Genomic DNA, 15,221 nt, shown 5'->3' with positions numbered 1-15,221 from the left:
ATTTACTTTCTATTTTAATATGGCTTAGATGTTTTTGACGATATCACGTACGAGTGCCGGACCGTGATAAATAAACCCAGAGTAAACCTGAACTAACTGCGCACCCGCCATCATTTTTTCTTTAGCAGCAACGTAAGAATCAACGCCACCTACTCCAATGACTGGAATTTCATCTTTAAGCTGTTCATGTAGACAGCGAACCACTTCAGTACTTTTGCTTTGAACAGGACGTCCACTTAAACCGCCCGCCTCGTTCGCGTGCTTCATACCTTCAACGATTGAGCGATCCAATGTTGTGTTGGTCGCGATAACTGCGTCGATCTTGTTTTTAAGCAGAGAGTCACAGATCTGTTTGATCTCATCATCACTAAGATCCGGAGCGATCTTCAATGCAAGAGGAACATATTTACCATGCTTTTCAGCCAATTCCGCTTGTTTAGTTTTTAGCTCTGACAGCAACTCATCTAAAGCTTCACCGTATTGCAGCGAACGCAATCCTGGAGTATTTGGCGAAGAAATGTTAACCGCGATGTAGCCTGCGTACTGATATACCTTTTCCATACAGATCAAGTAATCTTCCGCACCCTTTTCGATTGGTGTGTCTTTGTTCTTGCCGATGTTAATACCAAGTACACAGTCGTATTTGGCTTTCTTGACATTTTCGACTAGGTTATCGACACCTAGGTTGTTGAAACCCATACGGTTGATAATGCCCTCTGCCTCTACAAGACGGAATAGACGTGGCTTGTCATTTCCTGCTTGCGGACGAGGTGTCACTGTGCCGACTTCAACAAAACCAAAGCCCATAGCATCGAATGCTTCAATACACTCGCCGTTTTTATCCAGACCAGCCGCGAGGCCAACTGGGTTACGGAAAGTTAAACCCATACATTCGACTGGACGATGAGGAAGTTGCTGACGGTAAAGAAGATCAAGTGGTGTGCCGGTAAAGCGCTTGAAGTTTTGAATTGCGAGATCGTGTGCCTTTTCGGCATCGAGTTGGAAAAAGCCAGTTCTGGCTAGACGGTAAAGCATTGTGCCTCCGAAAGAAAAAAGCCCCGTATAAACGGGGCTGTATTATTCAATGTTTTACCGAATAATTCAACGAATTATGGCAAACGTTTACTCATTCGCACTGCAATTAAGGTTAAGCAGCATAAGTTCGCGTAATGCAACAGAGAATTTCGCAAATTCATGCACTGAACCCACCTTGAATTCATTGAGAATATTTTCCCAACGGTGCAAAGATGTCTCGTTGGTTTCGATCCAATCATCCAGTGCTTTCATCACATCGAGATCTTCTGGCGAACAACCACAGCTCAGCACTTGCCCTGTTAACTGACGCTGTTGCCAATCAAGATCTTCACGGAACGCAGCTCTTGCCAATGCTTGCCAGTTGTTATCCACCGCTTGGCCATTGATTTGCTTCAAGAACCAGTGCAGTGATAAGCGGTCACCCAGATTGTAGTAAAGCTTAGCCGTTTGCTCGATAGTTTTGCCTTTTTCACGAGATACTGTGGATATATCCAGTACTGAGTATAGACTAGACAAACGAGCGACATAGCTAGCCACTTCTTCCTTGATGCCCTGCTCAATCCAAGCTTGCGCCATCTCGTTGTGCTCTTCCACTTCTGAAGGAACAAGCATGTCATCGAGATGCGTTTTGATTGTATCAACGTCACCTTGGTACAGTTCAATCAGATCTTTAACAGACTGACGACCAGTACGATTGCGTAACAACCAACGTGATAGACGACGTAACGTTCTACGAACGTAGAAGATCATGTCATATTGCGCTTCGGTTGAGGCTTCATTGTCTAGCGAGCGTACTTCTTCTAGTACCTTGCCTAGTCCAAAGATTTCACGAGATGCTACATACGCATTTGCAATATCAACGACGCACGCACCCGTTTCTTCTTGTAGACGAGTAACAAAGTTACAGCCCATTTCGTTAACCATTTGATTCGCAAGCGCTGTTGCAATAATTTCAGCACGTAGTGGATGATTATCCATTTGCGAAGAGTAGTTACGGCGTAACTCAGTCGGGAAGTAACTCACAAGTTGCTGAGCGTGGAATTCATCTTTTGCGATGTCTTCATGTACCAGCTCTTCTTTCAGAACCATCTTACCGTATGCCACCAGTACAGAAAGCTCTGGACGAGTCAATGCCATACCCTGCTTTTCACGCTCAAGTAAGGTTTCATCATCTGGAATGTACTCTAGTGCACGATCAAGGTGACCCGCTTTTTCCATAGTATGAATGAAGCGAATTTGTTCCTTAACTAATGACACACCTTGCTGCTCAGTCACTGAGATGGACTCAGATTGACAGTATGCGTCATCTAAAACAATTTCACCCACTTCGTCTTCCATCGACTCAAGGATCTTATTACGCTGCTTAACCGTAAGATCACCATTAGTCACTAGACCATTAAGGAAGATCTTAATGTTGACCTCATTATCCGAACAGTCAACGCCACCTACGTTATCAACGAAGTCGGTATTAACGCGGCCACCAGTCAGTGCATATTCGATACGACCAAGCTGAGTCATACCCAAGTTACCGCCCTCACCGACAACTTTCGCTTTCAGATCGCGACCATCGATACGCAATACATCATTGGCGCGGTCGCCAACGTCAGTATGTGTCTCACTCGAAGCTTTAACGTAAGTACCGATACCACCGTTCCATAGAAGATCGACTTCCATAGATAGGATCATCTTAATCAGATCATTAGGGGCAACCGAAGATTTCTTGGTACGCAGCATCTTTTGGATTTCTGGCGTTAAAGAAATCGACTTCGCACGGCGAGAGAAAATACCGCCACCTTTTGAAATTAGCTTAGCGTCGTAGTCTTCCCAGCTAGAACGTGGAAGATTGAATAAGCGGTTACGCTCTTCCCAACTTGGCGCTGACTCTGGATTCGGGTCAATAAAGATATGCATGTGGTTAAACGCAGCTTGCAAGCGAATGTGCTTAGATAGCAGCATGCCGTTACCAAATACGTCACCAGCCATATCACCGACACCGATGGCAGTGAAGTCTGTAGTCTGACAGTTAATCCCCATTTCACGGAAGTGACGCTTAACCGATTCCCAACCACCTTTCGCTGTGATACCCATTGCTTTGTGGTCGTAGCCGTTTGATCCACCTGATGCAAATGCGTCACCTAACCAGAAGTTGTATTCCTCTGATACAGAGTTAGCAAGATCTGAGAACGTCGCTGTACCTTTATCAGCCGCAACAACCAAATACGGATCATCTTCATCATGACGAACCACACTCTTAGGATGAGCCACTTCGCCTTCGATAATGTTGTCTGACACATCAAGTAGTGCGCGGATAAAGCGTTTGTAACAGCGTTGACCTTCAGCGAAGATTTCATCACGGCCACTTAGCATAGGCTGACGTTTACAGACGAAACCACCTTTTGCACCAACAGGAACGATCACCGTGTTCTTAACTTGCTGCGCTTTCACTAGGCCAAGAATTTCGGTACGGAAATCCTCTTGACGATCTGACCAACGTAGACCACCACGCGCCACTTTACCACCACGCAAGTGAACACCTTCAATATCTGGTGCATAAACAAAGATCTCAAACGCTGGTACTGGCTGAGGAATTTCTGGAATATCACTTGGTTTCATCTTAAGTGATAGCCAAGGCTTAGGCTGCTTGTCTTCATTTAACTGATAGTAGTTAGTACGAAGTGTAGCAGTGATCATCTCCATGTAACGACGAAGAATACGATCATCATCCAGGCTTTCAACATGATCCAACTGCTCAGTAATCTTAGCGATAAGATCGTTCTGACCTTTTTGGCTGCCTTTGAATTTAGGTTCGAAACGCTTACCAAATAGCTCCACCAGCCCTTTCGCTAGATCTGGGTAATGGTTCAGCGTGTCTTCGATATATTGTTGACTAAATGGGAAGCCAACTTGACGCATGTAACGAGCATAAGCACGAAGAATCGAAATCTCACGACCCGTTAATGATGCACCTAGTACCAAGCGGTTAAAGCCATCACTTTCAAGTTCGCCAGCCCAAATTGCAGCAAATGCCTGCTGGAAACGATCACGAGCTTCTCGAAGATCGACCGTTTTCTCGCTCTTATGGAGCATTGAGAAATCTAGGATCCAGTAAACCTGACCATTCGCTTTGCGTACCTCGTATGGAGATTCACCAATCACGCGTAAGCCCAGGTTCTCAAGCATTGGCATCACATCTGACAGATGGATAGGCTCATCACGATGGTAAAGCTTTAAGCGTACTGATTTTGAATCTGCACCCAACTCTTGTGGGCGGTAGAAAAGCATGCCTAATTTGTTGTCATCACTGAGTTTTTCTAAGCGCTCAATATCAGCAACAGCTGAACCAGGCATCACATCTTCTTTGTACGAACGTGGGAATGCACGTAAGTAATCTTTAGCAAGTGGCAGACCTTTACTTTCACCAAAGTTCGCCACGATCGCTTCTGATAAACGATCATCCCAAGTTGAAGATGCTTCCATTAAGTTTTGCTCAATCGTTTTAACGTCTACGTCCATGTTGTTATTATCAACACGAACAATATAGTGAGTTCGAGCTAGTGGGCTCTCTGAGAAGTAAGTGGTGAATTCCACTTCTTGCTTACAACCGAAATACTGCTGAAGAATTCGTTGAGTTTGTCGGCGCAGCTCTGTGTTGTAACGATCTTTAGTCACATAAACCATGCAGCTAAAGAAACGACCAAACGGGTCTTTGCGAACGAACAGACGCAGTAGATCTCGATCTTGCATCTGTACAACACCCATACCGACTTCCAGTAGTTCCTCTTCTTTCGCTTGAAGAAGCTCGTCGCGTGGGTAGTTTTCTAAAATATTGTGAAGTGCTTTGTAAGAGTATGAACCTTCTCGGTAACCACTTGCTTCGAGGATACGTTCCACTTTCTCACGAATCAGTGGGATGCCTTCAACACTCTGGTTGTATACCGCTGAAGTGTATAGACCTGTGAAGCGATGCTCACCAATCACTTTACCGTTCTTATCAAATTTCTTGATGCCGATATAATCCGTGTAAGCAGGACGGTGAATACGAGATGCGCGGTTGCCTTTGGTCACGATCAAAAGGAATGGCTTTTTCGCTTCTAAACGTGCAGAGTCAGGGAAGTCAGAAAGCTTAACAGTACGAACACGCTCGCGATTCGCAAACAACCCCAAACCCTTATCAGGCGTTGGGCGAAGTTCGGTATCGCCGTCAACTGAAACAAGATCGTACTCTTTATACCCCATAAACGTGAAATTGTGATTCCCCAACCAACGAAGGAATTGGATCGACTCGTCGTAACGATCACGTTGGATCTCAACCTCTCCCTGTTGCGATTCTACCTGAGCAGTTACTTCTTCAAGTTTTTCAACCATCAGTAACCAGTCTTGAACAACTAATCCAGTGTCATTCAGAATACTTAATAGTTCGGCTTTTAATGAAGCCATTTCTTCTTTGGAGCTTAAACGATCAACCTCAATATGGAACAGTGACTGAAGCGCCCCTTCTCCTTGGTTAATCGCTGAAATCTCGCCTTTCGCTGAACGGGCAATCTGCGTTGGTCCATGCAGCATCAAGTGTGATGAAAGATCCAAACGGCTCAACGCCATTTTTGTTGAGTCAACTAAGAACGGACCATCTGGCACAACAATCTCAACGATTGTGTGGGTAGATTGCCAGCCTTGGCGGCTCACGGTCGGATTAAATACTCGAACAGAAATTTCGTCAGCTTTTTTCTCATTAATATGGTGCCATAGCGAAACAACGGCACCGTATAGATCGGATTCGTTACGCTCGACTAAATCGTCTTGAGAAATGTTGCTAAATAAATGTTGAGCTAGTTGGGTGACTAGGGGTTGATGAGCAAGCTCGAGTTTGTCTTGAATAAGCTTATACACTTTTTCAAGCAGAACCGGCATCAGTGTTTCACGCGCGGTCATAATCACACTCCACAATTAGAATTGTATGTTTTTTGGGGGTTGTTGTAAGCATAGTGCTTAACACGGGTAATGCCGCTTTATTGTAAAAGCTTTATTGATAAATAGTTAATTCTTTTGGGAGTGGTAAGAGGTGAAATGTTTGAGAATGTGACTAAGGTTCTATTTAAACTTCTATAAAATCAGTTGCTCACAGAAGTTCTAACTTTAGAAACTTATTATTTTGGTCAGTTGTTAACCTGAAGCGTCCTTTTAGCCCTATTTGACTAAGAAATGGCCTGAAACGCGATGCAGGCAATTGCAGGCGTAAGCCTTTGTCTGTAACTACTAAAACGTTGCTTGCCGCCCCATTGTAGTGAGACAAAAAAGTTTGATAAGAGATGTTAAGGGTAAAGTAATATTGATTCATAGTTTGGTTAAAAAAGTAACGATTTTTCTAACAAAGCAAAATAACTGTACAAATAAACAGTAGCACTGAAAAGTGCTACTGTTTTAAACAGATTGATCAAGATTCCAGCGCTTTCGTCACTTTCTCAAACAAATCTTTCGCTAGGTTGTCCATCGCTTTCAATGTTTCAAGCTCCGCTTTGATGAGAGCCTGACGCTCGTCGTCATATTTACGGAATTTCAACAATGGGTCAATTAAGCGCGACGCCACCTGCGGGTTGCTGCTATTCAGCTCGCGTAAGATCTCACCCGCAAACTTGTAGCCTTCACCAGTTTTTGCATGGAAACGTACTGGGTTCATATTGAGGAACGAGCCCACTAAACTACGAGTACGGTTCGGGTTTTTCAAGCTAAACGCTTCATGGTTCATTGTTTGCTTGATCACTTGCAGTACATTTTCAGCAGGGTTTGTCCCTTGTAGAGCAAACCACTTGTCCATCACAAGTCCATCATGTTTCCACTTGTCACTGTAATCAGACATTAATACTTCGCGACATTCAAGCTGAGCACTGTTTGCTGCGCTCATTGCCGCAATGGTATCAGTCATGTTGTTCGCATCAGCATACTGAGCTTTAGCCAATGTATTGCCTTGCTCAGTGTAAGCAAGATAGCCTAATGCCGTATTGCGTAGAGAACGTTTACCGATAGCCGCATGTTCAATGGTGTAATCTTGCTGCTTGAGGCTATGGTAGATAGCGCTCAACTCATCTTCAAGTTCCGTCGCCAAGGTGACTTTGATTGCCTTGAGTACTTTCGCTACCGCATCAACATCAACTTGTTTATACCAACCACTCACTTCATTGTGGCTTGGCAGAGACATCATTTCAGCAATAAATGCAGGCTCTAACTCGCTAGAAAGTAGCACGCCGCGGAATGCATCTATCACTTCAGCAGACAATTCTACTTCGTTACCCGCCTGAACTTTCTCTACGTTACTACGAATGTATTTCGCTAACAGCATTTGACCTGCATCCCAACGAGCAAATTCGTTGCGCGCTTTCACCATTAGGAAGATCAGCTCTTCATCGCTGTAGTCGTACTCTAATTTAACCGGTGCAGAGAATTCACGTAGCAGTGAAGGAACTGGGCGCTCAGTCACCTGCTCGAACACAAACGTCTGCTTTGGTTCAGTGACATTAAGCACATTGTTGACCAGCTCACCGTTACGGCGTAACTCAATCACATCACCCTTTTGTGCATAGAGCTCAACGTCAAACGGGATATGAAGTGCTTGTTTTTCAGCTTGGTCTTGGGTTGGTTCCGTAGTCTGCTCAACAGTGAGTGCGTAGGTTTTCGCGACCTCATCATATTCACTGCTGACTTTTACAGTCGGCGTACCAGACTGGCTGTACCATAAACGGAATTGCTTCAGATCAACGCCAGATGCATCTTCCATTGCCGAGACAAAATCTTCACAAGTTGCTGCAGTTCCATCATGGCGCTCAAAGTAAAGCTTCATGCCTTTTTGGAAGCCTTGTTCGCCAAGCAAGGTATGCATCATTCGAATCACTTCACTGCCTTTTTCGTACACAGTTAATGTGTAGAAGTTATTCATTTCAATAACTTGCTCAGGACGAATCGGGTGAGACATTGGGCTCGCATCTTCCGCAAACTGAGGACCACGAATTATACGGACATTGTTGATACGATTTACTGCGCGAGAACCCAGATCCGAAGAAAACTCTTGATCACGGAATACGGTCAAACCTTCTTTCAAGCTTAACTGGAACCAATCGCGACAAGTGACTCGGTTACCTGTCCAGTTGTGGAAATATTCATGACCAATTACGGCTTCAATACCGAGGTAATCGGTATCCGTCGCTGTTTTTTCATTCGCGAGGACAAACTTAGAGTTAAAGATGTTTAGACCTTTGTTCTCCATCGCGCCCATATTGAAGAAATCAACCGCAACAATCATGTAGATATCAAGGTCATACTCTAGACCAAAGCGCTCTTCATCCCACTTCATTGAATTGATCAATGATGTCATCGCATGCGGCGCACGATCTAAGTTGCCTTTATCAACGAAGATTTCTAGTTCAACATTACGACCAGACTTAGTGACGTACTTATCGCGCAATACATCAAAATCCCCTGCCACCAAAGCGAACAAGTACGCAGGTTTTGGATGCGGGTCTTGCCACTGAACCCAATGGCGTCCGCCTTCAAGTTCACCTTCAGCAACACGGTTACCGTTACTAAGCAGGAATGGATACTCCGCTTTATCGGCAATCACTTTCGTGGTGTATTTTGCCAATACATCAGGGCGATCCATGTAGTAAGTAATGCGTCGGAAACCTTCCGCTTCACACTGGGTACAGAATGCGCCGCCGGACTTATAAAGACCTTCTAGCGCCGTATTTGCTTCCGGGTCAATCAAGGTTACAATCTTAAGTTCAGTTTGCTCTGGTAACTGATGAACTTCTAAAGCACCTTCTAATTCTTCATAGGCAGTCCAAGCTTCACCATTGACGTGAATGCTTTTCAGTTTAAGGTCTTCACCTTCTAGACGAATCGTTGTTACGTCTTTTAACTGTGTGACCTGCGACACTGCCGTCACAGTGGTCTCGTTGTCGTATAGGTCAAACGTAAGATCGATATCAGTAATAGTATGAGATGGAGACTGATAGTCTTTGCGGTATTTGGCTTGAGGAGTCTGAGCCATGTCTAAATCCTTCTGACTAAATTCATTTGAAGAGCACACTACGTATATACGTTAGTATGGCTAGAACGTTGTAAAATCAACGTTGACGAATTGCGTGTTAGCTTACAACTCTAGATACAAAAAAACGAGGCTCTGCTAAGAAATACCTCGTTTTTTGTCTATTGTTGACGTCGAACTCAAACTATTTGTCTAGATAGTCATCAAACCTCACACTTATCTCACTAACGTATTCGATTGAGTACCGCGTATAACGAACCTTCTTCCATTTCTAAAGTAAGGGTATCTTTGTTCAGTGTATACCGGGTTTCATGTTCGCCGTTTTCATATAAAAGAACTAAATGCTCACCTTCGGTGTAATACACACCTCTATGAACCGCTTCATCACCGTCATCGTTACTCACTCTGAACATAAAGACAAAATCAGGTTGAAGGATAAGATCGAGTTTATGAACATCACTCGATAAAGCTTCATCGCCTTCAAAATGAGCACTCGACCACATACCGGCTAAAGAGTTTGATAGCGCTTTAGTAAAGGTGACTCCATTCAGGTTCAATAGATTGTGGTTAGCCGCATACTGGTAAACTTGTGGCTCTGAAGTATCTAATCCCAAGATAATAGTATCTTCATTCGCGGTGTAAAATCCTTCCCAGTGATCGACCGAATAATCTCGTTTTTGAATGTCGATTTTAAAGCTGTAGTTTGAATCAAGCGTCAACTTAATCGCCAAAAAGTTTTCTTGTGACTGCTCGGGATTTGGATTCACCAAGTACCAATCACCTAGTAAGAATGGGTGATCAAACTGCGTTAAGTCACTGTTGTCACGTACCCCATTACCTAGCACTGAGAAGCTAAACATTAGCGATATCAAAACAATCAATCTCATAGCGTGCTCCTTACTCTTTTTCTTTAAGCTTAGGCACACAAAGTTTATTTAGCGAAAAAATTGATCTAAATCACATTAATTATCTATAAAAAAAAAGCGAACCCAGTTAGGTCCGCTTTTTAAATCATTGATTAAGCTTACGATTTAATCATATCAACCATAATGGCTACCGATTCATCTAGGTAGGCATCGGGCGCTTCATAATCTTTAGGCACATCATCCAAAGACTTAAATGGCTCTTCACCCTCAGCTTTCTGACGTTCGTTGATTCGAGCTAAACGTCTTTCATCTGCTCGGTCGCTCTCAGCCTGACGAGTTTTCTTATTCAGTGATAAAGTATTGTCGTCTTTTTCTGCCTTGTACTTAGCAATATCTTCAGCGATAAAGCCAAACTCAAGATCGTTAGCAATACGAGCTTCGTGTTTTGCCGCTAGCTTATTAACCATTTCAGAGTTACGCTGTAACACTTCATATTTGGCTTTGTCGATGCTATCCCAAGGGAGGGCATTATCTTCAACACTCTCACCAGTTTCACTAGGCTCAACTGCTGTTGGATACGCGATATCTGGCGCTACGCCTTTATTTTGCGTACTGCCACCATCGATTCGATAAAACTTTTGAATCGTGTACTGAACATAACCAAGCTCTTTGTCGAACAAGTCATAGATCTTGCCAAGCGTGCGGTGTTGTTGAACCGTGCCTTTACCAAACGAGTTTTCACCAAGAATTACAGCGCGACCGTAGTCTTGTAGAGCCGCCGCAAAAATCTCAGAGGCCGATGCACTATTACGGTTAATCAGGACACTCATCGGACCGTCATAACTGATCTGATCATCAAAGTCGCCTTTCACATTGACTCGGCCGTAGCTGTCACGGACCTGAACCACTGGTCCACTCTTGATAAACAATCCGGTTAGTGCCGACGCTTCTGTCAAAGCGCCGCCGCCATTGTTGCGTAGATCGACGATAATGCCATCAACATTCTGCTCTTTTAGCTCAGAAATCAGTTTGTCAGTATCTTTTGCCAAACCGACATAGAAGCTAGGTACTTCTAGCACACCAATCTTCTTGCCGTCTTTCTCAATCACTTCAGATTTAACAGCGCGGTCTTCCAAACGAATTTTGTCACGAACCAAGGTAATAACCGTTGCTTTCGCATCTTTACCTTCAGGCAAGATCTGCAGGTTAACCTTAGTGCCTTTCGGGCCTTTGATTAACTGCACGACATCATCGAGTCGCCAACCAATGACATCAACAATCTCTTCGCCATCTTGACCAACGCCAATGATTCGATCACCCTCGCCCAGTTGCTTACTCTTAGAAGCAGGACCACCAGCGACCAAAGAGCGAATGACAGTGTAGTCATCCGTCATTTGCAATACTGCACCAATTCCTTCTAGAGAAAGATTCATCTCTGTTTGGAACTGCTCGGCATTACGAGGAGAAAGGTAACTAGTATGAGGATCCACTTCACGAGCAAATGCATTCATATAGAACTGGAATACATCTTCACTGTGCGTTTGGCTCAGCCTCTTCAAAGCGTTGTTGTATCGTTTACCAAGAACTTCTTTGACTTCGTCCCACTCTTTACCTGTTAGTTTCAAGTTTAGAGCGTCATACTTGACTCGCTTTCTCCACAACTCATCAAGCTCTGCCGTGTCTTTTGGCCAAGTGGCTTCACTGCGATCAAGCTCAATACTCTCGTCGACATCAAACTTCATTTCTGTATCAAGAAGCTTAAGCGCATGAACAAATCGCTCATATCGACGCTTCATCGATAAATTGTACAGTTCAAATGCAATTTGAGTGTCACCAGACTTTAACTGGTCATCAACAGAGTCTTGCCACTTAGAGATGGCATCGATGTCAGCCTGAGTGAAGACATTCTTGTTGTAGTCCAATGATTCGACATAGCGCCAAAAGATCTTACGCGATAGGTCATCATTGAGTTTGATATGTTTGTAGTGAGAGCTGGTAAGCTTTTCTTCAACACGCTTACTTGCTGTGGCGTGTTGTGCTTCCGGAGAAAGGACAGGTAAGTCCTCAAGGGTAATTTTTGCTTCTAGAGCATAGGCTGAAGAAGCTGCTAGCCATAAGCTAGCAGCGATCAGCGACATTTTTGAACGGCATTTCATGCGTAGGAGTATCTCCTTTATGCGCGTAGGTGCTCCGCTTTTACAACCATTTGTAGGCCGTTAGACAGTTGAACACGCACATCTTCCTTATTGATTTCAACGATAGTCGCAGCCATGTTTCCTTTACCCATATTGACGTTTACTTGATTGCCAACTTTTACTTCATCAGCATTCAAAGCACGCGTTTCTACCGGTTTATTGGCTTTTTGTACTTTATTCTGTTGTGGGCGACGGCCTTGTGGCTTTTTCGCAGCTGGCTTAGCTTTCGCTTTGCCTTCTTCACGAGCTTTTTGCGCTTGCTCTTTACGACGAGCTTGCACTTTCGCTTTGCTCTCAGCTAGTGCTGTTTTCGCGTGTTCTACGTGTTCCTCATCTAGCTCACCTGCTGGGTTGCCATCTAAATCTACACGAACTGCACCAGGCTTCACACCGTGAAGGTAACGCCATGATGAAGTGTATTGTCTTAACGCTGCACGAAGTTGAGTTTTGCTTACTTTTGGATCGTCCGTTAGACGCTCCGCAAGATCTTGAAAAATACCAATTTTAAGTGGCTTTGCTTCACCTTCTAAAGTAAAGCACTTAGGGAAACATTCAGCAATATATGCGATAACTTCTTTGCTGTTTTTTAACTTTTCAGTGTTTTCCATGAGGATTCCTGGTTATTGCGGCTTGTCCGCGAGCATTAAGATTTAAATATTTGAGGTATTATAGTGACCTGCAAGCGAAAAACCACACTCAATAGACAAATTATGCCCCGATAGCGTGTGAATTAAGCAGCTTTTCTACTTCGCTCATCAAAAATGTCAGTCCTTCCTCATCAATTTCATTGAATCGGCCAACATTAGGGCTATCAATATCCAGTACCCCAGCTATTTCACCATTAATTGAAAATGGAATAACCAGCTCAGAATTACTCTCTGCATCACAAGCAATGTGACCTTCAAACTCATGCACGTCGTATATACGTTGTACAGTGTTAGTTGCTACCGCGGTTCCACATACACCGCGACCAACAGGAATACGAACACAAGCTGGTTTACCTTGGAATGGGCCAAGAACTAACTCACCGTCTTTCATTAGATAGAAACCAACCCAGTTTAAGTTGTCTAACTCCATGTTAAGCAAAGCACTGACATTCGAAAGATTCGCAATAAGATCGGTTTCAGATTCAATTAATGCGGCAGCTTGCTTGGTTAAGCGGTGGTAATGTTCTATTTTCATTGTTACATCCTTTTGAAAATTCGTGACCTTTGTAAAATTAGAGACTTCTAACATAAATCTGCGTACAATCGCCGCAAACATTAAATAGTAAGCATTCTCATTATAATGATCGATAATCCCAACACTATTAGCCGTTCTTGGTTGATAACTCAAGTAAAAAAGCACAAGTCAAAATTAATACTTGCCAATATCATCGCGCTTATTGCCACCTTAATTAGTGTGCCGATCCCATTGTTAATGCCACTTATGGTAGATGAAGTCCTTCTCAACCAACCGGGGAAAGGGCTCGATGCGATGAATAGCTTGCTGCCTACTTCAATGCAAACGCCAACGGGATACATTGCGCTAACTCTATTGCTGGTGGTCATTATGCGCAGTGCGAGCCAAGCGCTCAGTATCCTTCAAAGCCGTCAATTTACCTTGGTTTCTAAAACCATTACCTTCCAAATGCGCAGCAAGATGATTGACAAACTGGGGCGCATTAGCATTCGTCAGTATGAAACTCGTGGTAGCGGTGGAATCAATGCACACCTCATCACAGACATAGAGACTATCGATCAATTTATTGGATCTACTTTAAGTAAGTTTCTAATTAGTCTATTGACCGTCATAGGCACTGCCGGCGTTTTGTTATGGCTAGACTGGCGGCTTGGTCTATTTATATTGCTGGTAAATCCAGTCGTCATTTACTTCTCTCGTAAACTAGGTAGCAAGGTAAAACACCTTAAAAAGCGTGAGAACCAGTCTTTTGAACGCTTTCAAAACCGCTTGGTTGAAACCTTGGATGGTATCTATCAACTGCGCGCCGCCAATAGAGAAAGAGAATTCCTAAATGAACTAAAAGACCAAGCCAATCAAATTCGTGTTGACGCAGATAAATATGCTTGGCAGTCAGAAGCAGCAGGCAGAGTGTCATTCCTATTGTTTTTGCTAGGTTTTGAGTTGTTCCGAGCAGTCGCCATGCTGATGGTGCTGTTTAGTGACCTGACTATCGGCCAGATTTTCGCAGTCTTCGGCTACTTGTGGTTTATGCTTTCTCCGGTACAAGAGCTATTGGGTATTCAATTTTCTTGGTACAGCGCAAAAGCAGCCTTAAAACGTATCAATGCCCTTCTCGATTTAGAAGAAGAGCATCGGCCTGTTAGCAAAATCAATCCATTTACCGAAGACCGTGAAGTGGATATCGAGATAGAAAATGTAAACTTCTCTTATAATGAAGAAACGCAAGTCTTAACCAATCTTAATGTGTCTATACCGGCTGGAAAGAAGGTAGCATTAGTGGGTGCCAGTGGTGGCGGTAAATCGACACTCATACAGCTTCTTATCGGCGTTTATCAAGCGAGTTCCGGCACAATACGATTTAATGGTCAAACCACTGACGATATCAGTTTTGACATAATTAGAGACCAAATTGCCGTTGTATTACAACAGCCTATACTATTTAATGACACTTTAAGGCATAATCTGACCCTAGGTTCGACCTACGATGATTTGCAGTTGTGGCGCGCACTTGAAATTGCACAAATGCAAGATGTCATTAGCCAATTAAGTGACGGTTTAGAAACACAAATAGGTCGAAGTGGTATTCGCTTATCAGGTGGTCAAAGGCAGCGCTTAGCTATTGCGCGAATGATTTTAAGCAATCCAAAATTCGTTATTTTGGATGAGGCAACATCTGCACTTGATACTGCGACAGAAGCTGCGCTGCATAAAGCGCTGACAGAATTTTTGAAAGGTCGTACTACACTGATCGTAGCGCACCGATTATCTGCAGTGAAACAAGCAGACTTAATTTACGTACTCGAAGATGGGCAAGTTAGCCAAGCGGGTACACACGGAGAGTTGGTTGAACAGCAAGGCTTATATCAAACATTATATGGCAGTGTGCAATCGCATAGTTAGCCAACA

At 43.7% G+C, this 15,221-nt stretch carries 9 protein-coding genes; 1 reads left to right on the top strand and 8 read right to left on the bottom strand.

The window, feature by feature from the left end; genetic code table 11:
* Window positions 1–24: 24 nt before the first annotated feature.
* The 8 genes from pyrD to AC6R16_RS13325 all read right to left on the bottom strand — a co-directional run bounded on the left by pyrD (window position 25) and on the right by AC6R16_RS13325 (window position 13,313).
* The gene (pyrD, locus tag AC6R16_RS13360; protein WP_004743699.1) at window positions 25–1,035 is read right to left on the bottom strand and encodes a quinone-dependent dihydroorotate dehydrogenase; all 1,011 of its coding nucleotides are present in this window, start codon (window positions 1,033–1,035) and stop codon (window positions 25–27) included.
* A gap of 87 nt (window positions 1,036–1,122) precedes the next feature.
* The gene (locus tag AC6R16_RS13355) at window positions 1,123–5,964 is read right to left on the bottom strand and encodes an NAD-glutamate dehydrogenase (RefSeq protein ID WP_500674677.1); all 4,842 of its coding nucleotides are present in this window, start codon (window positions 5,962–5,964) and stop codon (window positions 1,123–1,125) included.
* Between the two features lie 187 nt (window positions 5,965–6,151).
* Window positions 6,152–6,370, bottom strand: coding sequence for a DUF2835 domain-containing protein (locus AC6R16_RS13350; RefSeq protein ID WP_425666824.1), 219 nt, complete (start codon window positions 6,368–6,370; stop codon window positions 6,152–6,154).
* A gap of 96 nt (window positions 6,371–6,466) precedes the next feature.
* Entirely contained in the window at window positions 6,467–9,073 is a 2,607-nt protein-coding gene (pepN, locus tag AC6R16_RS13345) for an aminopeptidase N (protein ID WP_500674676.1), read from the bottom strand.
* Window positions 9,074–9,294: 221 nt separating this feature from the next.
* Entirely contained in the window at window positions 9,295–9,957 is a 663-nt protein-coding gene (locus AC6R16_RS13340) for a hypothetical protein (protein ID WP_500638977.1), read from the bottom strand.
* A 137-nt stretch (window positions 9,958–10,094) separates the two neighbouring features.
* Entirely contained in the window at window positions 10,095–12,092 is a 1,998-nt protein-coding gene (gene prc, locus AC6R16_RS13335) for a carboxy terminal-processing peptidase (RefSeq protein WP_500674675.1), read from the bottom strand.
* Window positions 12,093–12,109: 17 nt separating this feature from the next.
* Window positions 12,110–12,739 (bottom strand): RNA chaperone ProQ, encoded by a 630-nt coding sequence (gene proQ / locus AC6R16_RS13330; RefSeq protein ID WP_004742836.1) that lies wholly within the window; start codon window positions 12,737–12,739, stop codon window positions 12,110–12,112.
* A 100-nt stretch (window positions 12,740–12,839) separates the two neighbouring features.
* The gene (locus AC6R16_RS13325) at window positions 12,840–13,313 is read right to left on the bottom strand and encodes a free L-methionine (R)-S-oxide reductase MsrC (RefSeq protein WP_069666277.1); all 474 of its coding nucleotides are present in this window, start codon (window positions 13,311–13,313) and stop codon (window positions 12,840–12,842) included.
* Between the two features lie 105 nt (window positions 13,314–13,418).
* On the opposite strand from AC6R16_RS13325, the gene AC6R16_RS13320 reads away from it, so the two are divergent.
* Entirely contained in the window at window positions 13,419–15,215 is a 1,797-nt protein-coding gene (locus AC6R16_RS13320) for an ABC transporter ATP-binding protein (protein ID WP_500674674.1), read from the top strand.
* Window positions 15,216–15,221: the final 6 nt, after the last annotated feature.

It is taken from the genome of Vibrio sp. R10-SG3-ISO10 (assembly GCF_059834185.1).
Note: the sequence above shows the minus strand (reverse complement) of the source record. Positions and strands in the feature narration are given on the sequence as shown.

What these genes read in the sequence shown, in the direction of transcription:
- pyrD (WP_004743699.1), bottom strand. Translation starts at nt 1,035, where the DNA reads ATGCTTTACCGTCTAGCCAGAACTGGCTTTTTCCAACTCGATGCCGAA.
- AC6R16_RS13355 (WP_500674677.1), bottom strand. Translation starts at nt 5,964, where the DNA reads ATGACCGCGCGTGAAACACTGATGCCGGTTCTGCTTGAAAAAGTGTAT.
- AC6R16_RS13350 (WP_425666824.1), bottom strand. Translation starts at nt 6,370, where the DNA reads ATGAATCAATATTACTTTACCCTTAACATCTCTTATCAAACTTTTTTG.
- pepN (WP_500674676.1), bottom strand. Translation starts at nt 9,073, where the DNA reads ATGGCTCAGACTCCTCAAGCCAAATACCGCAAAGACTATCAGTCTCCA.
- AC6R16_RS13340 (WP_500638977.1), bottom strand. Translation starts at nt 9,957, where the DNA reads ATGAGATTGATTGTTTTGATATCGCTAATGTTTAGCTTCTCAGTGCTA.
- prc (WP_500674675.1), bottom strand. Translation starts at nt 12,092, where the DNA reads ATGAAATGCCGTTCAAAAATGTCGCTGATCGCTGCTAGCTTATGGCTA.
- proQ (WP_004742836.1), bottom strand. Translation starts at nt 12,739, where the DNA reads ATGGAAAACACTGAAAAGTTAAAAAACAGCAAAGAAGTTATCGCATAT.
- AC6R16_RS13325 (WP_069666277.1), bottom strand. Translation starts at nt 13,313, where the DNA reads ATGAAAATAGAACATTACCACCGCTTAACCAAGCAAGCTGCCGCATTA.
- AC6R16_RS13320 (WP_500674674.1), top strand. Translation starts at nt 13,419, where the DNA reads ATGATCGATAATCCCAACACTATTAGCCGTTCTTGGTTGATAACTCAA.